At 33.4% G+C, this 22,335-nt stretch carries 25 protein-coding genes; 10 read left to right on the forward strand and 15 right to left on the reverse strand.

All coding sequences use genetic code 11. The features are described 5' to 3' along the window. Positions 1 to 15 precede the first annotated feature (15 nt). From A0O34_RS01785 to A0O34_RS01815, 7 genes are all read left to right on the forward strand, one after another. Positions 16 to 612: a hypothetical protein gene (locus A0O34_RS01785; RefSeq protein WP_066750610.1), complete on the forward strand. Its 597-nt coding sequence runs from the start codon at positions 16 to 18 to the stop codon at positions 610 to 612. 148 nt (positions 613 to 760) lie between these two features. Next, positions 761 to 1,393, forward strand: coding sequence for an NAD(P)H-dependent oxidoreductase (locus A0O34_RS01790; protein WP_066750613.1), 633 nt, complete (start codon positions 761 to 763; stop codon positions 1,391 to 1,393). A gap of 21 nt (positions 1,394 to 1,414) precedes the next feature. Further along, positions 1,415 to 1,849, forward strand: coding sequence for a MarR family winged helix-turn-helix transcriptional regulator (locus A0O34_RS01795; RefSeq protein WP_066750616.1), 435 nt, complete (start codon positions 1,415 to 1,417; stop codon positions 1,847 to 1,849). After that, positions 1,850 to 2,272, forward strand: coding sequence for an organic hydroperoxide resistance protein (locus A0O34_RS01800; RefSeq protein WP_066750619.1), 423 nt, complete (start codon positions 1,850 to 1,852; stop codon positions 2,270 to 2,272). It abuts the gene before it with no gap. Positions 2,273 to 2,449: 177 nt separating this feature from the next. Then, positions 2,450 to 2,704 carry a hypothetical protein gene (locus A0O34_RS01805; protein ID WP_066750621.1) on the forward strand — a complete coding sequence of 85 codons (255 nt, stop codon included), beginning with the start codon at positions 2,450 to 2,452 and terminating at the stop codon, positions 2,702 to 2,704. Positions 2,705 to 2,774: 70 nt separating this feature from the next. Continuing rightward, entirely contained in the window at positions 2,775 to 3,896 is a 1,122-nt protein-coding gene (locus tag A0O34_RS01810; protein WP_066750623.1) for a lactonase family protein, read from the forward strand. Between the two features lie 80 nt (positions 3,897 to 3,976). Next, complete coding sequence (locus A0O34_RS01815) at positions 3,977 to 4,807, forward strand: SGNH/GDSL hydrolase family protein (protein ID WP_066750625.1); 831 nt, start codon at positions 3,977 to 3,979, stop codon at positions 4,805 to 4,807. 17 nt (positions 4,808 to 4,824) lie between these two features. On the opposite strand, the gene A0O34_RS01820 is transcribed toward A0O34_RS01815, so the two are convergent. From A0O34_RS01820 to A0O34_RS01860, 9 genes are all read right to left on the reverse strand, one after another. Continuing rightward, on the reverse strand, positions 4,825 to 5,454 hold the full coding sequence (locus A0O34_RS01820; RefSeq protein ID WP_066750627.1) for a peptide deformylase: 630 nt from the start codon (positions 5,452 to 5,454) through the stop codon (positions 4,825 to 4,827). An 89-nt stretch (positions 5,455 to 5,543) separates the two neighbouring features. After that, entirely contained in the window at positions 5,544 to 6,416 is an 873-nt protein-coding gene (locus A0O34_RS01825; RefSeq protein ID WP_066750630.1) for a ChaN family lipoprotein, read from the reverse strand. A gap of 192 nt (positions 6,417 to 6,608) precedes the next feature. Next, a complete protein-coding gene (locus A0O34_RS01830) occupies positions 6,609 to 7,637 on the reverse strand; it encodes a hemin-degrading factor (protein ID WP_066750633.1) in 1,029 nt (342 codons plus the stop codon). 4 nt (positions 7,638 to 7,641) lie between these two features. Beyond that, positions 7,642 to 8,292, reverse strand: coding sequence for a class I SAM-dependent methyltransferase (locus tag A0O34_RS01835; RefSeq protein WP_066750636.1), 651 nt, complete (start codon positions 8,290 to 8,292; stop codon positions 7,642 to 7,644). Positions 8,293 to 8,294: 2 nt separating this feature from the next. Continuing rightward, entirely contained in the window at positions 8,295 to 9,065 is a 771-nt protein-coding gene (locus A0O34_RS01840; RefSeq protein ID WP_066750643.1) for a heme ABC transporter ATP-binding protein, read from the reverse strand. Further along, on the reverse strand, positions 9,065 to 10,105 hold the full coding sequence (locus A0O34_RS01845) for a FecCD family ABC transporter permease (RefSeq protein ID WP_066750645.1): 1,041 nt from the start codon (positions 10,103 to 10,105) through the stop codon (positions 9,065 to 9,067). Before A0O34_RS01845 ends, A0O34_RS01840 begins: the two co-directional genes overlap by 1 nt. After that, the gene (locus A0O34_RS01850; RefSeq protein WP_066750647.1) at positions 10,089 to 10,967 is read right to left on the reverse strand and encodes a heme/hemin ABC transporter substrate-binding protein; all 879 of its coding nucleotides are present in this window, start codon (positions 10,965 to 10,967) and stop codon (positions 10,089 to 10,091) included. Before A0O34_RS01850 ends, A0O34_RS01845 begins: the two co-directional genes overlap by 17 nt. Positions 10,968 to 10,990: 23 nt before the next feature. Continuing rightward, the gene (locus A0O34_RS01855) at positions 10,991 to 12,076 is read right to left on the reverse strand and encodes an HmuY family protein (RefSeq protein WP_228394340.1); all 1,086 of its coding nucleotides are present in this window, start codon (positions 12,074 to 12,076) and stop codon (positions 10,991 to 10,993) included. A 10-nt stretch (positions 12,077 to 12,086) separates the two neighbouring features. Next, the gene (locus tag A0O34_RS01860; RefSeq protein WP_066750652.1) at positions 12,087 to 14,231 is read right to left on the reverse strand and encodes a TonB-dependent receptor plug domain-containing protein; all 2,145 of its coding nucleotides are present in this window, start codon (positions 14,229 to 14,231) and stop codon (positions 12,087 to 12,089) included. A gap of 94 nt (positions 14,232 to 14,325) precedes the next feature. Between A0O34_RS01860 and A0O34_RS01865 the strand changes: the two genes are divergently transcribed. Next, the gene (locus A0O34_RS01865) at positions 14,326 to 15,126 is read left to right on the forward strand and encodes a T9SS-dependent choice-of-anchor J family protein (RefSeq protein WP_066750655.1); all 801 of its coding nucleotides are present in this window, start codon (positions 14,326 to 14,328) and stop codon (positions 15,124 to 15,126) included. A gap of 231 nt (positions 15,127 to 15,357) precedes the next feature. After that, a complete protein-coding gene (locus A0O34_RS01870; protein ID WP_066750658.1) occupies positions 15,358 to 16,629 on the forward strand; it encodes a T9SS type A sorting domain-containing protein in 1,272 nt (423 codons plus the stop codon). Between the two features lie 237 nt (positions 16,630 to 16,866). Here A0O34_RS01870 and A0O34_RS01875 read toward each other — a convergent pair whose 3' ends face one another. From A0O34_RS01875 to A0O34_RS01900, 6 genes are all read right to left on the reverse strand, one after another. Further along, a complete protein-coding gene (locus A0O34_RS01875; RefSeq protein WP_066759418.1) occupies positions 16,867 to 17,157 on the reverse strand; it encodes a putative quinol monooxygenase in 291 nt (96 codons plus the stop codon). A gap of 89 nt (positions 17,158 to 17,246) precedes the next feature. Continuing rightward, a complete protein-coding gene (locus A0O34_RS01880; RefSeq protein ID WP_066750661.1) occupies positions 17,247 to 18,134 on the reverse strand; it encodes a sulfite exporter TauE/SafE family protein in 888 nt (295 codons plus the stop codon). Between the two features lies 1 nt (position 18,135). Beyond that, positions 18,136 to 19,377, reverse strand: coding sequence for a sulfate adenylyltransferase subunit 1 (locus A0O34_RS01885; protein ID WP_066750664.1), 1,242 nt, complete (start codon positions 19,375 to 19,377; stop codon positions 18,136 to 18,138). 78 nt (positions 19,378 to 19,455) lie between these two features. After that, a complete protein-coding gene (gene cysD / locus A0O34_RS01890; protein ID WP_066750666.1) occupies positions 19,456 to 20,364 on the reverse strand; it encodes a sulfate adenylyltransferase subunit CysD in 909 nt (302 codons plus the stop codon). 21 nt (positions 20,365 to 20,385) lie between these two features. Further along, complete coding sequence (locus A0O34_RS01895) at positions 20,386 to 21,078, reverse strand: phosphoadenylyl-sulfate reductase (RefSeq protein ID WP_066750669.1); 693 nt, start codon at positions 21,076 to 21,078, stop codon at positions 20,386 to 20,388. A gap of 88 nt (positions 21,079 to 21,166) precedes the next feature. Then, positions 21,167 to 21,574: an RrF2 family transcriptional regulator gene (locus A0O34_RS01900; RefSeq protein ID WP_066750672.1), complete on the reverse strand. Its 408-nt coding sequence runs from the start codon at positions 21,572 to 21,574 to the stop codon at positions 21,167 to 21,169. Between the two features lie 142 nt (positions 21,575 to 21,716). Between A0O34_RS01900 and A0O34_RS01905 the strand changes: the two genes are divergently transcribed. After that, a complete protein-coding gene (locus A0O34_RS01905) occupies positions 21,717 to 22,145 on the forward strand; it encodes a DUF4268 domain-containing protein (protein WP_066750674.1) in 429 nt (142 codons plus the stop codon). Positions 22,146 to 22,335 lie beyond the last annotated feature (190 nt).

Here is a 22,335-nt window from a genome sequence, read left to right on the forward strand (position 1 = left end):
TCAAAAAATATTTAATTGAAAAAGCTTATTGTATTTATTTTATTATTTGTTGGAAACTTTATTTTTTCTCAGAAAATTCCAGTATTAAACTTGAGATCATCTGTTGAAAGTGATATTCGTTTACCTGTTGCTTTAAATAATGATGAATTATGTATTATTCTTCAATATAACAACGGTTGGTCTGCATACGATACAAACAGATATTACATTTTCAAAAATAACAGATCTGTAGAAATATATAACGAAGAATTTCCAAAGTCTTACTTAAAAAATAAGGAATTGAAGACATCTATAAAGAGATTAGAATTAACAGCAGCAGTTCAGGATAGTCTTTTTAAAATAATAAACTCAAAGAAAATTATTGAGTTTCAAAAATACGATCAAAGTGATTTTAAAATTAAATTAAATTCGTCTTCTAATATGCCACCTCCCTGTAGAATTTATGATTCTACGGGATATTCATTAAAGTTTATTCAAAATAATAAGCAAAATGCCTACAGTTATTATGCGCCAGAATATTATTTAGAAAAATGTCCTGATAAATCGATTAATAAAATTGTACTTAAAGAATATTTACAAGTACTACAAGAATTCTGGAATGTTAAGTTATAAAAGTTCTATTATATTATCTACAATGTTTATCTGTTAGTATTTACAATTGGATTATAGATTCTATCAAAAATGCATTTATCAAAATTAAATTGCACACAATTAAATTTCGCCATACCTTTGTCTTATAATTTTTAAATAAGAACAAACAATGTCATTAATAGAAGATCTAAATTGGAGACATGCAGTAAAAGCATACGATTCAACTAAAAAAGTATCACAGGAAGATTTACATAAAATTCTAGAAGCTGCGAGATTGGCTCCTACTTCATCAGGATTGCAACCTTTCAAGATTATCGTTGTAGAAAATCAGGAACTAAAAGAAAAAATGGTTGCCGGAGCATTGAATCCGGAAGTTATGAGAGATTCTTCTCACGTATTGGTATTTGCCGCTTGGGACAGCTATTCTAACGAAAAAATTGATAAAGTTTACGATCTTCATACCGATGTAAGAGATTTGCCAAGAGGTCGTTTTGGAAGCTATACCGATAAGATCAAAGAAATGTACGAAGCGCAAACGCCTGACGAGCATTTTGCACACACGGCGCGTCAAACTTATATTGCATTAGGTTTAGCAATGGCTCAGGCTGCCGAATCGAAAATCGACAGTACTCCTGCGGAAGGTTTCAGTAATGCGGTAGTTGATGAAATTCTTAATTTGAAAGAATTAGGTTTAAAAAGTGTAAGCCTTCTATATCTTGGTTACAGAGATGCCGAAAAAGATTGGCTTTCAACAATGAAGAAAGTTAGAGTTCCAATGGAGGACTTTATCATTACAAAATAACACCTCATTCAACCTTATCTTATGGAAAATTTAAAACAGCTAAAACTGGAAAACCAAATCTGCTTTCCTTTGTATGTCATTGCAAAAGAGATCACCGGATTGTACAGACCTTTTCTTGATGAGCTGGATATCACCTACTCTCAATACCTCGTAATGATGGTGCTTTGGGAGAATGATGGACTTACCGTAAGTCATATTGGGGATAAATTATTTCTCGACAGCGGTACTTTAACTCCTCTTCTCAAAAGGTTGGAAGCTAAAGGATTTATCGTAAGAAAAAGAAAAAAAGAGGATGAAAGAGTGGTTGAAGCATTCTTAACCGAAGTCGGAAAACAACTGCAGCAAAAAGCATGTGAAATTCCAAAAAAGATTCAACAAAAAATTGGTATTGAGCCTGAAGATCTCATTCAGCTTAAAGATACCATCCAAAAAATATTAAGCAAAATAGAAAAATAAATGAAAACATTATATACAACAAAAGTTACTGCTAAAGGTGGCAGAAACGGACAGGTAAAAAGTGAAAACGGAGTTCTTGATCTTGAAGTAAGAATGCCAAAAGCACTTGGTGGAGCTAATGAAGATTTCGCTAATCCCGAGATGCTTTTTGCAGCAGGATATTCAGCATGTTTTGATAGTGCCTTAAACAGAGTGATCAGTTTATCAAAAACAAAAACGGGCGAAACTTCTGTTACAGCTCAGGTAAGTATCGGACAATTGGAAAACGGAGGCTTCGGTCTTGCAGTGGAATTGGATGTAAATATTCCTGAAGTTTCTATTGAAGAAGCGCAATCTCTTACTGAAAAAGCTCATGAAATTTGCCCTTATTCTAACGCTACAAGAAATAATATCGAAGTAAAACTTTCGGTGACGAATAACTAAGATCAATTTCTTACATTATAAATTAAATCTGTTTCTTTTCGAAGCAGATTTTTTTATTTTTAAATAGAAAAGGAGAAAATAAAAATTGTTGTTCTGTGGAAAATAATTAATTTTATGGAGCTTTTTAAGCAAAAATTTAAAAACAAATAACCAGAAAACAATTAAACATATAGATAAATGAAAGAAAATGAATTTTCTAAATTAAGTGATCAGGAATTATTAGCAAAAAAGAAACAACTAAAATCCAGCAATATAATAAATGCTGTAATTATTGGTGTATTAATAGGAATTGTAATTTACAGTTTCATAAAAAACGGTTTCGGATTTGTCACATTCTTGCCATTACTTTTCGTTTACTTCATTGTAAAAAACCAAAATGAGAGCAAAGAGCTTGAAAAGGAAATTAAATCCCGAAATTTAAACCAAGAATAAAAAACTCATAAAATTCTGATTTAATTAAAATTAAACTTCTTTCATATTTACTTATCAATTAAAAAATACTTTGAAAAAACTTCTATTATTCACCATCACAATATTTGTTTGTCTTAACTTCTACTCTCAACATACATACGCTTTTTTTGGCTCATTTAATCGGGATAAAGATACGGAAGGAATTTTTGTTTATGAATTAGATACCATCAACGGAAACTTGTCCAAAGTCACTACCGTAAAAGGAATTTTAAATCCATCATTTTTAACTTTATCTCCAAACGGAAAGTATGTTTTTGCCTGTACAGAAAGTAAAACGCCAAATGGAGGAAAAGTAAGTAGTTTTGAATTTAATCCAGAAAATAAAACCCTGACTTTCATCAACAGTCAAAAAAGTGGTGGCGAAAATCCCGTTTATCTTACCACACACAATGGTGGAAAATGGCTGGTTAACGGAAATTATACAGAAGGAAGTGTTTCTGTCTACCCGATTTTAGATAACGGAATAATTGAGCCGTTTGTACAAAATTTTCAATTTTCAGAAGGAAGTATAAATCCTGGCAGACAAGACCGTTCTCATATTCATTCGACGGTTTTTTCTCCGAATTTTGATTACATTTTCTTTCCGGATTTGGGAGCAGATAAAATCAGAGCTTACAAATTCGAAAGTAAAAAAAATGAACCTTTACAAGTCGCAGAAATTCCTTTTACGAAAACAAGTTTAGGAAGTGGGCCAAGACATTTTACATTCCATCCCAACGGAAAATTTGCCTATTGTATTGAAGAAATGGGCGGTGCAGTTAGCGCTTATTCTTATGAAAACGGAAAACTGAATAATATTCAACGAATTAACACACATTCCGAAAAATATAAAGACGATTTCGAAAGTTCGGATGTTCATATTTCTCCTGATGGAAAGTTTTTATATGCTTCCAATCGCGGAAATGAAAATAATATTGCTATATTTTCCATTCAAAATGACAGTACCTTAAAAACAATTGGTTATCAATCTATAAAAGGTAAACATCCGAGGGTTTTCGCTCTCGATCCCAGCGGAAAATTCTTAATCGCGACAAATGCACAAAGTGGAACTGTTGTTGTTTTTAAACGAAATCAAGAGACTGGTTTATTGAAAAAAATTAGGGAAAAGATTAAAATTAAGGAAGTTTCTTGTGTACAAATAAGAAAATATTAATTTCTCGAAGTAATGAATAATTTCATATTTTTGATCACCAAACACTTACAATGTATTTTGTAAACCAACATCACCTTTTTATGAAAAATATTCTTTTAATAGTAGCAATATTAAATACAATATACTGCAAATCACAAAAAAAATCAGATGAAATCAATGTTTTATTTATTGGGAACAGTTTAACTTATTTTCATGATATGCCACAAACTGTTCAGAAAATGGTAAATGAAACAGATCCTAATATAAAAATCGAGCAAAGTACATTTCCCGGTCAATCTTTGTCTGGCCATCTATCGGAGATTATTACATCCAGAACAGAAAACGGAATTAATACACGAAAAAAAGAAGTCGGCGAAATCACAGAAACAGAAAAGAAAATCAAAGAAAAAAAGTGGGATGTTATTATTCTGCAGACAGGAACAGTGGATATTTTAATTCCGGAAAATCGTGAATTAAAAGTAAATAAAGCTATTGATGATATTAAAAATCTGGCTTCAAATCCTGAATGTAAGTTTATATTTTTCAATGCATGGGCATCTAAAAGCGAATATCCTCAACAATATTGCTATCCAAATTATTTTATTGATGAATCCATTAAAAAAGATAAATGTTGTTCAACAGTTTTTAAAAGTTTAGAAGATGAAATGAAAGCAATTAATGAATCTTCACAGCTAGTTGCCAAAGAAAATAATCTAATTAAGTCTGATAACGGAACCAAATTTTTTGAAGTTCTCACAAAACATCCTGAAATTGAACTTTATGAAGACGAAATTCATCCTAATAAATACGGATCTTTTTTAAACGCCTGTGTTTTTTATCAGATATTGACCGGCAAAAAAGCGTCTAATTTAAAGTATAATGGAGATATTGATATAAAAACAGCTGAAATATTAAAGAGAGCTGCTGAATAATCATATCAATAAACTTGTTATCTCGTCATCGAATCACTTTTCTTATAAGCATCAACCGGTTTATAAGAATTATTTTTCTCTTTTTCTTTTTTATCTGAGATTAAAATTCCGAAAAGATGGTCTATTTCATGCTGGAAAATCACCGCTGTAAAACCTTCCACAATTTCTGAATATTTCTGACCTTTTAAATCAACATATTCTAATTGAATTACCTTACTTCTGTAAAACTGGTCTCTAAATTCAGGAATTGACAAATCACCTTCAGGGCCAAGATTTTGTAATTCTGATCTCCAGACAATTACGGGATTAAGGAAATATTCCAACGGTTCTTCTTCTTTATCAAAACGTTGCACCCAAATTACTTTTCGGTTGATTCCGACTTGTGGTGCAGCAATTCCTACTCCACCATCAGTTGAAAGTAGCGATTCTTTCATTCTTTTAACCAGAGTTGCGGTGTTCGGATCTTTAGGATCAATTTCTGATGAAAGGCTTAACAAAGTTTTATGTTGATTGTCATCAGTTGTTTGATAAATTGGCAACGCAGAATTTTTATCCCCTTGATTAATGATGGAAATTTCGTTTGAAGTTAATTTCTGGGCATTAATTAAACCGATGAAAAGTATGAATAGAAAGGATAATTTTTTCATTTTTTGATGGATGTTGTACAAAGATAAAGATTGTGATTTAAATATGAAGGCTGAGCGGAGTCAAAGCCTTTTATTATAGATTATAAACCTTAAAAAGTTTTCGTCATATCACTCGGAATAATCAGATTAAAATTCGTTGGAATATAATCTTTCTCAGGAACTTTCAATTCAGGATCTTCGGATTCAAAAACAGAGATTACCGCCATTTTTAGATTTGGATTTTTCTGTTTGATGTACCAATAAATTCCGCCAAATTCTTTACTGTGATAATTTCCGTTGTAATGAATAAATGTCTTTCCAGACTGAATATTTTTTAAGATAGATTCAGCCATCGTTGCGTCTTTTGTCGCCTGTGCAGAGATAAAATTCATCACTTTCATTTCTTCTGCATGATCGCCCATCATTTTTTTCATTTCAGGATAACCCGGAGTGTCCAACGTCACTTTGATCGGCAATTGAGCAATGTAAGTTTTCTCTTTTGCGGTCAGATTATTTAATGATTCCAAACCTTCTTTTGAAGTCTGAGAAGCATATCTTCTTGGAATATTTGTTGCGATAAAATTCAGTTTTTTATCTTTTGCAAAATCTACCAATGGTTTGTAATCTGTTGCATAATTATTCCATAAACGCGCTGAATCTTTCAATGTTTTAGCATCAAATTTTCCGCTTAAATATTGGTTTAATTGAGATTGATTATCTCTTTCAAACATTTCAGCCCCAAGAATAAGCTGACCGCTTTTCTGTTGATATAAAGCTTCTGTAATCTTTAATTGAAGCCAATGATTGATCGAACTGTTATGATTTTCACCAAAGAAAACAACATCATAATCAGCTAATTCTTTGACTAATTTCTCTGTCTTGATCTCTTTTCCTTTTTGATCATAAAATTGATAAGCCTTGAAGTTTTGAGCATTGATAACATTGAAAATTATCAATAATATGGCTATGAAAATATTTTTCATTTTTATTTAATTTTAATGAGTTTTTTTAACACTAATGTCACAAATTTCTTTCACAAATATCACAAATTATTATTAAACATAATTTTTAGAATTAGTGTCATTTGTGAAAATTATTTTTGCTAATTGTGTTTAATTTAAAATAAAAAAGCCGCCTTGAAAATTCCAAAACGGCCTTATAAAATCATCTAATTATTATTTTTCTAATTCTACTACAAGGTCTTTCCACTCTTGTAACTCAGGAATTCCGGGTTTTCTTTTTCCGAAGAACTGAACGATAAAATCGCCTTCTTTGTTGAAGACCTCAATTGCCGTTACTTCACCGTCTTCAGTTGGTTTTTTCACGATCCAAGCTTCTGTAATTTTCGTTACATCAAGGTGTAAATTGAAATCAGGATCCATTACATTGAACCATTGTTGGTGCCAAAGTGTTTTCTTCACTTCTCCCGTGTGGATCTGGATAATTCCTCTGTTTCCAACGAAAATCATGATCGGAAGACCTTTTTCAGAAGCATCTTCAAGAACGTTAACTACTTTAGCTGTGTCGATTTTTTTAGCAAAACCTTCCGGAGCCAATCTCAAAGCCTGCGTTCTGCTTACTCCGAATTTTCTTGTCATCATGAAGAAATCGTGAGTATCTTTTAATTCAGTCCAAGATTTTTGGAAACCTTCAACATCAATTTCAGAATCAGCTTTTTCTTCAGCTTTTGGAGCAACAACTTCAAATTCGAAAGCCTGATTTTGATCTTCAGCTTTAAATTTTTCAACAATAGCATCGAAAGCAGCTTCGTTGCTGTCTTTTGTCAAATAGATTTTGTGTAAAGCCAATCCGTCTTTTCCGAAGAATTGAAGACTTTTTTTATCACCTTCTACCACTCCGAAAGCAAATTTCCAGTGATTCAAGAAAATTCTTAAATCGATATCCTCACCAACAAAAAGTTGTGCATGAGGACTGCTGAAATCTCCATTAAGATAAGTCCCTTTTCTCTCGTGAACGCACTCGTCGTTACGTGTAAGAGCCATTACTTTTCCTAATTTTTCTGCTTCCGTTAAAATATCTTTAAATTCCGGCTTTAAAACGGTTACGCCTTCGCCTATGTTTGTTGCTAATAATTCAGCTTCGCTTACGCCCAGCTCTACAGCAGCATTTCTTATTCTTAAATGCGGGTTTTCAGCTTTTAGAGCGTCCCATTTTCCTTTTAGATCGTTTACTAATGTGCTCATTATTTTATTTTTTTATAGTTAAAACTGTATAATTTCTTGTTATTGTTTCGTTTCCTGTTTTGCTTTTCACTTCTTCTTCTTTTTCAGAGATTTTCATTCGTTTAAAATGACTTTTAGAGACCGTTTCTTCCATTTCATCCGTATTATACAATGTAAAATTGAATTGTGTGAAAGGCAGTTTTTCCATGAAATCCCTTTGTCCGAAAGTGAGAACAAAAGTTCCTTTATCTTTTAGAACTCTGCAAATTTCATTTAAAAATTCAACAGGTTCTTCCCAAAAATAGACGGTATTTACGGTAAATATTTTATCGAAAACCTCATCTTCAAAAGGAAGTTTTTTTCCTTCGTACAATATAAAATTGGCCTGATCTTTAAATTCTTTATTTAAATCTTTAGCTTCATTCTGCATCGTTTCAGAAATATCGATTCCTGTATATTTTAAATTATTGGCAACATTCAAAATACTTTTCAGGTGTCCGGCATTTCCGTGGCCTATTTCAAGAATGTGTTCATCGTCTTCTATTAAAAGCGTTTTGATACTTTCTAATGTCATGCTGATGTTTGTGGCATTCATCATTTCGCCGATCTCTTTACCTTTTTCTCCCTGCGGATTGGCAAGATTTTGAGCCAAAATTTTCAGTTCATCTTTCTCCATGGTTATCCAAAAATGATCATTGGGTTATTTGTAATCGGGTGTTCGCAAATAGTACACGGGAAATTGTAAGCTTCACTGATATTTTCAGCAGTGAAAACTTCTTCCGGTGTTCCGTATGCTGCTACCCTTCCAGATTTCATTAATAATATTTTGTCTGCAAACTGAGCCGCAAGATTTAAATCATGCAAAACAACAATTGCAGAATTGGTATTTTTAGTAAAGTTTTTAATGATTTCTAACGCTTTGTATTGATGTTTTACATCTAAATTATTCAAAGGTTCATCAAGAAAAACCAATTTATGAGTGATCTCATTCTCCAACTGCACCATTACTCTCGAAAGATGTACCCTCTGTTTTTCACCACCCGACAAAGTATTGTATTCTCTATCTTTTAAATGAAAAACTTCGGTTTCATGCATTCTGTCGTTGGTAGCGTCTATATCTTCCTGTCTTGGCTGAGCATCAAAATAAGGATATCTTCCCATCATAACGACATCTTTTACTTCAAGCGTAATATCGTTGCTGTTGTGTTGAGAAAATTTTGCCTTATGTTTTGAAAGTTCTCTTACCTCCCAGTCGTTCAGGTTTTTATCTTTAAATACAATTTTTTGTTTTGATTTTACCTCATTCGCCAGAACGCTCAATAAACTTGATTTTCCGGCTCCGTTCGGACCGACAATTGCTAAAAATTCGCCATAATCCAAAGAGACATCAACCCCATCCAAAATATGGAATTCTTTATGTTTATAACTGATTTGATGCGCCTTTATCATTACAATGATTTTTTGAATTTAATTAAAATAGCAATAAAAATAGGTCCACCGATCAATGAAGTTAAAATACCAATCGGCAATTCTGATGGCGCTACAATACTTCTGCTGAATGTATCAGCAATCAACAGTAAAATACTTCCCAGAACCGCTGACAGTGGTAAAATGAACACATAATTCGATTTAAATAAAAGCCTTAAAATATAAGGTACAATAAGACCTACAAACCCAATCGTCCCTGAAAATGCAACGCATGTTCCCACCATTAAAGAAGTGATAATCACGATCTGTTTTTTCAGTCTTTCCACATTTATTCCTAAATGCTGTGCATCTTTTTCACCCAACATCATTGCATTTAAAGCTTTTCCTTTTGGAAGCAAAATGGTGTAAGAAATAATTAAAACTACAGTTAAAACTATATTTTTAGTCCAAGTTGCTCCTGCGAGACTTCCCATATTCCAAAACGTAAGATCTCTTAGCTGTTCATCTTTTGAAATATAGATCAGAAATCCGGTAATTGAAAACCCGATCGATGTAATGGCAACACCGCTTAACAACATCATGACAACGTTTGTTTTTCCGGCACTTGTGGAAATCCTATACACCAACATCATCGCTAATAAAGCTCCCACAAAAGCTGAGATACCTACTAATGAAAATTGTACCATCTCAGGAAGATATTGTTTGAAATGTCCTCCTAAAACAATGGCAATTGCCGCAAGTAACGTCGCTCCGGAAGTTAAACCGATTGCCTCACCGGTCGCCAAAGGATTTTTAAACAATCCCTGCAAAGTAGTCCCCGAAACGGCAAGCATACTTCCTACCAGGATCGCCATAATAATTCTGGATGCTCTCACATCCCAGATCACATATTTATCGCTTAATGCTAAGTTAGGATCACCTTTAATGAACTGACTTAAAACCGTAAATGGCGAAACACCATTGAAGTCGTAAACGCCAATATAAAGTGCCACAATTGCCAGAATAACCAGCAATAGGGCACTTATAGTAAGATAAAAGTATAGTTTACTTTGTGCTTTCAATTAATAATTTGTTTAATCCAACAGCAGCCTCTCCTAATCTTGGTCCGAAACCTGAAACCAGGCCTCCATCCATAGCAATAATCTTTTTGTTTTTACCAGCGTTTGTTTGTGAAACACCTGGCATTTTCAATGCTCCTTCGTTTCCTCCTGCACCTTGTAATCCGCTTGAGAAGAAGAATAAAACGTCTGGATTTGCTTTAACAACCGCTTCCGGAGTCAATGGTTTGAAATCTTCGAAATCTTTCACCGCATTTTCACCTCCTGCAAGACCGATCAATGCGTCCATTGGAGTTTTCGTACCTGAAACCATCAACATGTTTCCTCTTGCGTAGATGAACAATACTTTTGGTTTTTTAGCGATTGGCTGAACTTGTTTTAAATCAGCATCAATTTTATCATTTAATTTTTGATACTCTGTGTTACCGATTGCTTTTGCAACCTCAGCGATTAATTTTTTAGTTCCGTCAACTGTAAATTCCTGTTTAAAGACCTCAGTTTTAATTCCAGAAGACTTGATTTTACCCATTAAATCCGGGTTGATATCTTTATCAGAAGCCAAAATTAATGTTGGAGACACCGCCATGATCGGCTCGATCGTCATTGATCTTACGTGACCTAAATCTTTAGCTGTAGCTTTCAAAGATTCAGGATATGTACTTGTAACGTCTGTTCCTACGATTTCTTTTTCGTGACCCAGAGCGCTTACAATTTCTGTAATTCCTCCATTTAGAGTAACGATTTTATTATTAGATTTTGGAGTTTCAGAACTTACTTCTGTAGAATCTTCTTTTTTAGCACCTTCTTCTTTTTTGCAAGAATACACTGCAACAAGCACAGAAGCTGCAAGAATGAATTTTTTCATGATATACTATTATTTGATTTATTTTATAAAGGCTTGTATTCAAACTGAGGGAAACCACGCTCACCAGTAGTGCTATTGGTTAATCTTGTAAATCTCAATTTAAAGTAATACCCGTCTGTATCTTTAATAACATAGAAACGATCTCCGTATACTTCTAATCCGTTTGTACCAACTGGATTTCTCCAATTTGATCCGATTATTCTCTGATCGTTATAGATAAATTTAGACTGATCGATATTTGAAGCTTTAAAATTATTATAAGCTTCCACGCCTGAACCCGAAGTAACGACTACTTCATATGCTCCAACTCCACCAACGTTATTGTGAGTTACAAAATCTGCATAAATATAACTTCCTGCGCCTGTAATAATGTTAGTAAATACCGTAAAACAAATATCCCATTTCTTTTTTTCAGGCTGAATAAATACTTCTTTATTATTCTTTAAACTCACAAAATTATAATTGTAAGCTGCATTTTTTGCAACTGTAAGCTCACTGTGAGTCGTAGAATTCAATGCTGCATATTTTACTTTATATCCATCGCCGGATCTTACGATTTGAACTTTCATCCAACCTCTGTTGTCACCTCCCGTTGCTACGGAGCCATTTGACACTGAACCTACAAAAATTTCTTTTCCCATATTCACCAAATAGATTGCATTTTCAGCATCAGTTGGTTTAATTTCGTCAATTGCAGTGTAACCTGTAGGGAAATTTCCGTTCACGTCATCTATAAAAGTGACGTTTGAAGGGTTAAAATTAGCCACCTGAACCTGGTCTTTCAATGTAGTAAGACTAGCTTCCGTAACCTGATCTATATTTGTAGCATTAGGAATTTTTCCTGCGGCCATCATAATTGATGAATTTAAAACTACCTTAAATGAACTTCCTGAATAAAAAGCAAGATCCCAATCTGTTCTTTTTGTTACGATTTCAGTATCCGTCCCCAAATCAAACCAAACCTGATTGGGCTGCGTTGCCCCACCAACATTAGGATCAACTCTTGCACCGTCCGAAGGAGCTATAGCAACCGGATCTTCATTATCATTAATACAAGATTGAGATATAAAAGAAGCTCCTATTAACAAGCAAAAAAGTATTTTTTTCATTTTAATTTATTTAAAAATTATAATTTAATCTGGCGAAATAACTTCTGCCATAGAAAAGATTCTGTTGATCTAAAGCCGTATTGTGACCATCACCCCCCTGAATTGTATTTCTTACAGATGATACATCAAAAATATTTTTGACACCTGCACTTATTTCAAAATGATTTTTATAAAACGGCTGGCTCAGGGTAAAATTCAACATACTGAAGTCTCCAAGTTCTCCTAAAACATATTGCCCCGGATTTTGTGGATCATTAGGATCAGCTATATGAGTATATCTTTTTTGAGTTCCTGTATATTTATAATAAAGCGCAAATAAAGTTTTGGTAGAAGCCAAAGTATAGTTTGCAGCTAAGTTTGCTTCAGTATAGAAATTAAAATCATCAGGCGAAGTAATATTTCCTGTATTTAATACCTGAGAAACTCCCATTACTGAAACACCAGTATTTAATGAAAAATCACCTTTTCTGATATTGATACCCCCGCCAAATAACATAGATTTATAATTATCAACGTTTAGATAAGTCAATTTTAAAGGGCTATTGCTGATAACTACATCTACAATTCTATCTTTTACATCAAGGTACATTCCTGAAGCACTGAAATTGAATTTCCAGTCACTTGCAGATTTTGTATTATAATCCCAAAATACGCCTGTTGAATATCCTGTTTCCGGCTTAAGATTTTCATTTCCTCTTATATCGTGGTTGAAATCAACTCTCATCGTATATAATTCGTCATAAGTCGGGAATCTGTTTGCAGAACCAAATATTAAACGAATATCAGAATTTTCAGTTGTTTTGAATCTTGTTGTAATTGAGTAGTTATATTGAGAATCAAACTTATTGCTTAAAGCCAACCTTACACCTGGTCGCACTGAAAGCCAACTGGTTGCATTCCATTCTGCGGATAAGAAATTAGCATAATTAAAAATAATCCTGTTGATATCAGTATTATCTCCTGTCGTCCCAAAATTACCGTCTTTATTACTTGCAAAACCTTTTGTTCTGTCTAGTTCGTAACCTAACTGGAAATTAACTTTATCGCTATTTAAGAAATTGCTAAACATTCCTCTGGAGTACATTACTTCAGACTTAAAAAATGTCTCATCTGCTCCCCTTGAAAGCTCTTGTCTGTTGGGAACATCATATGTATAATCCTGAAGTTTTCTTTCTTGAGTCTGATAAGAAAAATCTCCACTATAATTGATTCTTGAACCTAATTTTGTCTGAATATTAAACTGATGAATCCATCTTTTCGTTTTATAATCAGTATCGTTAGAAGTATATGTTCTGTTTCCTCCTCCTAAATATAATTCTTCAACAATAGGATTGTACGAATTAATTTTCTCTGTAAGAAAGTTTACTTTATAGAAAAAGCTTGTATTGTTTTTACTGTAACGGATTACACCATTAGTTGTAAGTTGATCTTTTGGCATCCATTCGTAACCACGATTTCCGTCATTATTTTCGGTGAAATATTTATAACCTCCATATTTACCTTTATATCCTTGAAAATCATTATGATTAATATCTGCTGAAACAGACCAGTTATCATTAATTTTATATCCTAAATTCAAAAACTGTATGTGTCTTCCGTTTCCTTTTTTAAGCCAATCGTAATCTTTATTTACCGTTTCTTCCTGTACAGAAGCTTGTCCGGTGAATTTTTTACTGTAATTTTTCTTTGTGATAATATTAATTACACCTGCAACTGCATTGTTACCATATTCCACACCCATTGAGCCTTTTACCACTTCAATACGCTCAATATTATTAACGTTAATTTTTGTAAGATCTACCAAATTCCCCATTCCCTGATCACTTACGACAGGAATATTGTCGATCAGAATTTTGGTATATTCTCCACTCAATCCCATGATATTAGCATTAGAATCTCCTGAGCCTCTGTTCGGTTCTATTAAGATGTTAAGATTTTGATTTAGAACTTCTGCTACATTCGTAACAGCCATATTTTTAATTTGCTGTGCATCAATAACCTCAACTTTATAGATAGATTTATTAATGGATTGCTGCATGTACTGTCCGGTAATGACAACTTCTTCTATTTTTTTCTGATTAAGAGAATCTTTTTCCTGTGCGCTCATCCAAAATACAGTGGATAAAGACAGTATAGAAAGCACTTTCTTCTTCATAGATGCAAAATTTTCGACAAATATAGGGCTTTATTTAGAACAATTAAAAATAATTTATTACTTTTGTGGAATAATTCTAAATAAAGATAACGTTATGAAATTAAGACTACTTTTTGGAACTTTAATGCTTACGGCTATGACAGCTAATGCACAAGTAGCTACTATTAATGAGAACTTTGACGGGTTTACTGCAGGAAGTACTACTTTTCCTCAAAACGGATGGACAGCTGTTATAGCGCCAAACCCATTACCATTTCCTCCTGCACCATTGATGATCGTTACGACCGGAACTGATAAAGCGGTTCAGGCATATTCTGGAAACAACACAAGTGTACCTTCATATTTGATCGCTCCACAGATTGTTGCTCCAACAGGAAACAAAACTTTAACTTTTGTTGCTGCAAAAGCTACAGGTTCAAATGGTAACGGAACTCTTGAAGTAGGTTTGGCATCAAGCCCAACAGATATGACAACATTCGTATCTCTAGGAGCGCCAATTTCATTAACAAGTGAAACGTATCAGAATGTATCTGTATCGGTTCCTGCATCTTCTTCTACTTATATTGTTTTTAAATTTACTCCGACGGTTGCGCATACAGCATTACAAATTGATAACGTAGTTTATAATACAACTACTACTCTAGCTGTTTCTGATGCTGCAAAATCTAAAGAAGAAATTAAATTCGCTATTAATGCTGAAAACACTGCATTACAGTTTGTAGCTAAAAAAGATCCTAAAAACGTTCAAATCTATTCTGCTGGAAGTCAAAAAGTTGCTGAAGGTAAATTGAAAGGACAGTCATTCGATATCAGCGCTCTTCAAACAGGCGTTTACTATATCATTATTGAAACTGCAGAAGGTTCAGTAGTGAAATCAAAATTTATTAAAAAGTAAGATTTATTAGACTAACTTACATTTAAAATGGCTGATTTATGAATTTCATAGATCAGCTTTTTTTATGAACAAAAATTAAAATACATTGTTAAAGCTCATTAATAAAGGATTTTTCATGTTTAATAATTAGCAAACACGATAAATATCATGTTTTTATTTAGAACAGTTAAAAATAATTTATATAGTTTTGTAGAATCATTCTAAATAAGGAAAAATAAACATTAAGATATTATGAAAACAAAACTACTTTTAGCTTCTCTATTTGCTCTTTCTGTTCAGCAAACCGTGTTGGCACAAACAGATGCTAACGGATATACACAGGTAGATCTTTCTATGGGTTCAGGATACCAGAATCGTGTATTCTTTAGTTTACCCGGAAATAATATTGTTTCTCAACCTGCCAATTCGTGGGATGTTGCTTTTTACAGAAATTCTGCAATGAATTTTGGAACAAGAATTAATGATGCTAAAGATATTTTAGTATATCAGGCTTCAAACAACCTTGCGGATTGGGATAATATTAATGTTGCTAATGTATCAACTTGGGGTGAGCCACTTTACAACCCGGATAATACAACTACTATTCAGGAAGGTGCTTTTGAACAAGGCTCTGCTCCATACGGATGGGGACAATACAACGGGGCAAATCACCACATTGAGGGAACAATTATATTTGTTTTAAAATATCCAAATGACACGTACATAAAATTTGCTATTCAGGATTATTTTGGAGGTTATACTTTCAAATATTCTAAATGGAACGGAACAACCTGGGACGCTACTCAAACAAAAACGTTGGCAAACGGAACGGATGATGCTTATTTTAACTATTTCTCATTCACAACAAATGATAAAGTAGCAAATCTTGAACCTGCAAAAACCGCATGGGATCTAATGTTTACAAAGTATTATACTTTCTATAACAACATTATGATGTATCCGCTTTCAGGAGTTATCCAGAATCCGAGCATCACCGTTGCAAAAGTACAGCCGGAAACTCAGGCTACATCTACTTTTACGGCTCCGGCTTCTACTGCTTTTTCAGCTAATATTACATCAATCGGTCACTCGTGGAAACCTGTTTCTGGAGTGTATAGCGATGTAGTTTACTATATTAAAAAAGGAAGCGATTATTACAGAATGTATTTTGTCTCAAACGGAGGTCAATCTACTGGTAATATGTATTTTAAATACAAAAATATCACTTCAACGTTGGGAGTTACGGATATGGCTAACAAAAAAGCTTCATTCGGAATTTATCCAAACCCGACAACTGCTGATAAACATGTTACTGTTTTATTCGATGTTAAAGAAAAAGCGAATAATAAAGGTAATGTAGAAGTATACGATCTTTCGGGTAAAAAAGTATACACGGCAGAATTAACGAATCAGACAGGTTTCTACAAGCAAGACTTGAATCTTTCTCACCTTACCGCAGGAAATTATCTTGTAAAAATAACTTTCGGAGGAAGCACAGAAACGAAGAAACTTATTGTGAAATAGTGTAAAAGTGAATTATCAATTGTCAATTGTGAAATTTAAGAATTGACAACAAAGTGAATTCACCATTTACTTTCAAAAATAAAATTTTAATACTTTCTATTTTTTCTAATAAAAGGCTGCCTACAAATTGTAAGCAGCCTTTTAAAATTTTATGACTAAAGTCAGGAGCCAGAAGATGGAGGTTAGAAGTTTTTTCAATCGTTATAAACTTCCCTCATCCTGCTTCAAACTTCCCGCTTATAAAATCTTGCGTCCTCTATATACCTGAGTTGAGCTTTCCAGCATTTTAGAAATATCTTTTCTGAAATCCAAAAGATGATCCTGTCCATTATGACGGTTCAAATGTTCTTCGCTTTCCCATAATTCGACCATTAAAAAAGTTCCTTTAGTGTCCTTGTCTTCAACAAGATCATACTGCAGACAACCCTCTTCTTTTCTGGTTTCTCTTACCAAAGTTTGAAATAATTCTACCGCATCCATTAAGTAATTTTCATTCAACTTAAAAAGTGCAACAACGTGTAAATTCATGTTCTGTTTTTTATGGTGTAAATGTAAAGTATTTTCAAAATTGAAATACATTTTTACCTATTTTATTTTTCCACAATCAACAGTTTTTTTTAACTGAAAACTGATTTATAAATGGTTATGCAACTCATCACAATCACTAAAATTCCAATCACAATAAACATTTTTTTCACCGGAAGTTTTGCAGTAAGCATCGCTGAAAATGGTGCTGTAATAATTCCGCCGATCAAAAGACCTAAAATAATATTCCAATGTTGAATTCCTAATGTAAAAAAGAAAGTGACTGCAGCGGTTATGGTTAAAATAAATTTAGCAACCGTAGAACTTCCCACAGCAAACCTCGGCGTAAAAGCATTTTTAATTAAAGTTCCGGTAACCAAAGGTCCCCAACCTCCACCGGCGAAAGAATCTATAAAACCGCCTATCAATCCTAATCTTGTTAAGTTGGTTTTTCTTTTTAAAGCTTTATTTTGTTTTGGTTTAAAAGCATTCGACAAAATCTGAATTCCAAGATATAAAGTATAAAAAGCGATAACCGTTTTAGTAATTTTTGAATAATATTCGCCAACATACGTCAGACTTAAAGCCCCGATCACAGCTCCGATGATTGCAGGAATGGCTAATTTTTTAACCAAACTTACACTTATATTTTTCAATTTAAAATGGCTTATACTTCCCGCGGCCGTCGTAAAACTTTCGGCAGAATGAATACTTGCACTCACAATATGTGGCGGAATATTCAGAAATAAAAGGGTTGTCGTACAAATCACGCCATAGCCCATTCCCATTGATCCGGCAACAATTTCAGCCAAAACACCAACCAAAAGCATCCAGTAAAAAATATGATCATCCTTTTCTAAAACGGTCAGAAGTTCATCAAGATAACCCATTTCATACATAGAAAAAACCGCAATAGCAACTATTACAGCGGTTATCAACAGGACATTTAACCTGATCTGAACTTTCCTAGAGATTACCATATTATAAGATCATTACTGCTCCAACCGTTGAATTACTCGTTTCGTCGATCAAAACAGCATTTCCGGTATTGCGACTGTCTTCAAAGTTATCAAAAACCAATGGTGAAGCCGTTTTCAAGCGAACTTTTACGACTTCATTAAGCTTAACACTTTCGTTAATTGGTGTTTTTTCAAGTGTATTGACATCAATTTTATATTCAATTTCTTTGATGATCGCTTTTAAAACTTTGCTTTTATGTTGAATGAAATACTTATTTCCTTCGTTCAGTTCTTTTTTATCGAGCCAACAGACAACGGCTTCAATTTCATTTTCAACTTTCGGAAGATCGTCAGTTTTCACTAAAAAATCTCCTCTGCTGATATCAATATCATCTTCAACATGCAAAACAGCAGGCTGATTGGTGAAAACAGATTCAACTTCTTTTCCGCCTGTTTCAATTTTTGAAATTTTGGTTTGAATATTTTGTGGAAGAACCGTAATATCGTCCCCTTTTTTGTACACTCCCGAAATCACTTCACCCGCATAACCTCTGTAATCATGAAACTCTTCAGTCTGCGGACGAATAACATATTGCACTTGAAATCTAGGCTTTTGAACTTCTTTGTCTTGATTAATTTCAACATTTTCAAGGAAATCAAGAAGTGTCGGACCATTATACCAACTCGTTTTATCAGATTTTTCAACAATATTATCTCCATTAAAAGCTGAGATTGGGAAATAATTCACATTCGGCAACCCTAATTTCTGAGCAACCAATTGATATTGAGCTTTAATATCATTAAAAATTTCCTCGGAATAATCAACCAAATCCATTTTATTGATGGCAACGACTATATTTTTCATTTTTAACAATGAAGCAATGATTGAATGTCTTCTCGTTTGCTCAATTACACCCTGTCTTGCATCAATCAAAATCACAATCAACTGTGAATTAGAAGCTCCCGTAATCATATTTCTCGTATACTGAATATGTCCCGGCGCATCTGCAATAATGAATTTCCTTTTCGGTGTCGAAAAATATCGGTAAGCAACGTCAATCGTAATTCCCTGCTCTCTTTCGGCTCTTAAACCGTCTGTAAGAATCGCGAGATCAATTCCGTCCTCATTTTTATTTTTTGATTGTTTTTCCAACGCTTCGAGTTGGTCGATCAATATATTTTTACTGTCGTACAAAAGTCTTCCGATCAACGTACTTTTTCCGTCGTCTACACTTCCCGCAGTGATGAATCTTAATATGTCCACGTTTATTTTAGTTATAAGTTATGAATGATGAGTGATGAGTTTTAGAAAGCCTATTGCTTACTGCCTTTAGCTTATTGCTTAAAAATATCCTCCTTTTTTCCTGTCCTCCATCGCGGCTTCCGTCACTTTATCATCAATTCTCGTTTCGCCACGTTCGGAAATTTTGGAAGCCGTAATTTCTTTAACAACCTCATCTAAAGTTTCGGCAGAACTTTCAACCGCTGCGGTACAGGTCATATCGCCAACGGTTCTGTAACGAACTCTTTTATTGACAATTGTATCATTTTCATCAATTTGAATAAAATCGGAAACTGCAATTAATTGTCCATCAAACTCAATCACATCTCTGTCATGTGCAAAATAGATTGGTGGAAGCTGAATATTTTCTTTTTTGATATAATTCCAAACATCAAGCTCCGTCCAATTGGATATCGGGAAAACTCTTACATTTTCACCTTTATTGATTCTTCCGTTGTAGATATTCCATAATTCGGGACGTTGTAATTTCGGATCCCATTGACCAAACTCATCACGAACAGAGAAAAAACGTTCTTTCGCTCTGGCTTTTTCCTCATCTCTTCTCGCACCTCCAATGCAGGCATCAAACTGAAACTCTTCGATCGTATCTAATAAAGTATGAGTTTGCAACCAATTTCTCGAAGCAAATTTTCCTTTAGGCTCAGTTAAATTCTTTGCTTTAATGGTATCTTCAACCTTTCTTACAATTAATTCTGCTCCGATATTTTCTGCTAAATAATCTCTGAATTGCAAGGCTTCCGGAAAATTATGTCCCGTATCAATATGAACCAACGGAAACGGAATCTTCATCGGAGCAAAAGCTTTTTTTGCCAAATGAACCAATGTAATAGAATCTTTTCCGCCACTGAAAAGTAAAGCCGGTTTTTCAAACTGGGCAGCAATTTCCCGCATAATATAAATACTTTCGGCTTCCAACTGTTCCAGATAATCTAATGTATGTTTACTCATTTTTACTACTTAAAATTTGAATTAATGCGTATGTAACCCGCATTCTTTATGTGAACTTTCCCACCACCATCGTCCGGCACGCGGATTTTCTCCTTCTTCAATCGCTCTTGTGCAAGGCTGGCAACCAACGCTGATAAAGCCTTTCTTATGCAAAGACAATTCCTGAACTTTATGTTGATCTAAATAATCTAAAACATCCTGATATGACCAGCTAATCAACGGATTATATTTGTATAATTTTCTATCTTCATCCCACTCGATTATAGGCATGTTTTCACGATTTTCAGATTGTTCTGAACGAAGACCTGTGATCCAGACTTTTGCACCTTCCAATGCTCGATTCAAAGGTTTTACTTTTCGGATAAAGCAACATTCTTTTCTGTTTTCAACGGAATGATAAAAAGCATTGATCCCTTTTTCATTCACATATTTCTCCACATCAGAAGCTTCAGGAAAGTAAACTTCCGTTTTCGTCTTGTATCTTGAATTATTTTTTGAAAGTAAGTCGTAATGTTCGTAGAAAAGTCTTCCGGTATCTAATGTGAAAACTTTGATCGGTAATTTTTGACTAAAAATTATATCCGTAATGACCTGATCTTCCTGACCAAGCGATGTTGAGAAAACAACTCCGTCTGAGAATTTTTCTGAAATAAATTTCAATCCATCCTCTACTGAAAGCTGTTTTAATGTATCTGCATCTTCTGTTGAAATCATATTTATCCATTTGAAGTCATGCAAATATCTAATAAAATAATTATCCTACCAAATAAGTAGACTAATTATTCAAAAAAAATGGATCAGATCAATCGATCAAATCCAGTAAAGTTTTTTCTTCTAAAATTTTAAGTGATGCATCCCGAACTTCAATCAAAACATCATGTAAACTACAGTGATCTTCGTTGCAGTCTTCACATTTTTCGTAAAAATTTAAACTTACACAAGGTAAAAGCGCAATGGGACCATTCACCAAACGAATGATCTTCGCAAGTTTTACTGTTTCAGGATGTTCCCGTAAAAAATATCCGCCTCCTTTTCCTTTTTTACTATCAAGGACATCGGCTTTTTTTAATTCAAGCAAAATGTTTTCCAGAAATTTTAATGGAATTTTTTTACGTTCCGCAATTTCGGAAATCAAAACAGGGCCATCATTTCTTTTTTCTACAAGATATGAAAGCGCCTTAAAAGCATATTGAGATTTTTTAGATAGCATTACAGCAAAAATAAGAAAATAGTTTGAGATGTGTAATAGTAAGTCCAGAAGTTGGAAGATTGTTGCTGGAAGCCTTTAAACGGCATTATTGACTTCCGTCATCAGACTTCCAACTTCCGTGTAAAATCCCTATTTTTGCTCCATGTTCAGTAAACAAGAAGCACAACAAATAAAAAAAGACTTTTGGACGGCTTTTGGGAAATCATTTCCGAGAAAATGGCTGTTGTATAATACGAAGGTTAAGGATTTTTCCTTCAAATTCAATGCAGAAACTAGAAAAGCAGAAGTTTCTTTAGATATAGAAATGAAAGATGAAGATTTCAGAAATGCCTATTATAACAAAATCTGGTCGTTGGAGGATATTCTGAAAGATTTTATCGGAGATTTTCAAAAGGAAGAATATTTTACATTAGACAATGGAAAAGTAATCGCTAAAATCTGGGTTGAAAAACATAATGTTTCTGTTTTCAATAAAAATACATGGCAGGAAATTTTTGAATTCTTTGTGGAAAAAATGGATGGCTTTGAAAGGTTTTATTATGAATATGAGGATTTTATAAAAGATGTTTAGAATCAAATTATGACTATTATAGTTGAATTATTACTAAGATTACTGGCTGGAATATTTTATATTCTTGTTGAAATAATTATTCAAGAAGGTTTTTTTAGCATAATACGTTTTATTTATAGAAAAGTATTGAGGTTCTTTTCATATATTTTTAATTAAAATTTAACTCTAAATCCAAACCTTCGTTTTAAAA

This window comes from Chryseobacterium glaciei (genome assembly GCF_001648155.1).
Classification (GTDB): Bacteria; Bacteroidota; Bacteroidia; order Flavobacteriales; family Weeksellaceae; genus Chryseobacterium; species Chryseobacterium glaciei.